General features: G+C 68.3%; 1 protein-coding gene. It reads left to right on the top strand.

The window, feature by feature from the left end:
- Positions 1-95 precede the first annotated feature (95 nt).
- Positions 96-1,055, top strand: a complete 960-nt coding sequence (locus AOM00_RS15100) for an IS481 family transposase (protein ID WP_062518588.1) — start codon at positions 96-98, stop codon at positions 1,053-1,055.
- Positions 1,056-1,069 lie beyond the last annotated feature (14 nt).

The raw sequence follows: 1,069 nt of genomic DNA, 5'->3' as shown, positions 1-1,069 counted from the left end.
CCTAGTGTACTCGGTCATGACGTTGGTGTCACGGAGGTAAGGGAGAAGGCCCCGATCATTGGTGGTGTCTAGTCGCCAACGAAAGAGGCCTTCTCATGCACCACCGTAATGCTCGCCTGACCGTCCGTGGACGCCAGATCCTGGTCGAGCGGATCGCTGCTGGCCGTCCTGTCGCGCATGTCGCGAAGGAGATGGGTGTCTCTCGCACCTGCGCGCACCGCTGGTGGGGCCGCTACCAGGCGGAAGGCGATGCGGGGCTGGAGGATCGCTCGTCGCGACCCCACGTGAGCCCGACACGGACGTCGACGGAGATCGTCGCGACAGTGGTGGCGCTGCGCGAGAACGACCGGCTCAACGCGGTCGAGCTCGCGACCGCGGTGGGGATCTCGGCGTCGACGGCGGGACGGATCATCGCTCGGGCGGGCCTGCCTCGCTTGTTCGACATCGACCCCGTCAGCGGCGAGGTGATCCGCGCGTCCCGTGCCACGACCCACCGGTACGAGCGTGAGCACGCGGGCGACCTGATCCACGTGGACGTGAAGAAAGTCGGCCGTATCCCCGACGGCGGCGGTCACCGCGTGCACGGCCGCACCAAGGCCGCCCGCGGGCGGGGAATCGGCTACGACCATGTCCACGTCGCCGTCGACGATCACTCGAGGCTCGCGTTCGCACAGGTCCTGCCCGACGAGACCGGCGACACCTGTGCCCAGTTCCTCGCCGACGCCGCCGCGTTCTTCGCATCCCACGGCGTCCAGGTCCGCGAGGTGATGACGGACAACGCGATGAACTACACCCGTGCCCGAGCTTTCCAGGACGTCATGGGCATGCTCGGCGCCAAGCATCGCCGCACCCGCCCGTACTCGCCGTGGCAGAACGGCAAGGCCGAACGCTTCAACCGCACCCTGCAGGAACGGTGGGCCTACCGGCGCGCCTACGCGACCAACACCGAGCGCACCGCAGCCCTGGGCGCCTGGCTCGACCACTACAACTACGATCGACCCCACACCGCCGCCGGCGGCCGACCCCCGATCAGCCGAGTGTCACCAACCTGCTGACCGAGTACACCTAG

The sequence above is a fragment of the Demequina gelatinilytica genome, from assembly GCF_000971115.1.
Taxonomy (GTDB): domain Bacteria; phylum Actinomycetota; class Actinomycetes; order Actinomycetales; family Demequinaceae; genus Demequina; species Demequina gelatinilytica.
The sequence above is the reverse complement of the archived record's forward strand: the minus strand, read 5'-3'. Positions and strand labels throughout refer to the sequence as shown.

Bases quoted from the DNA above. Each gene is read 5' to 3' on its own strand.
- AOM00_RS15100 (WP_062518588.1), top strand. From the start codon at position 96: ATGCACCACCGTAATGCTCGCCTGACCGTCCGTGGACGCCAGATCCTG.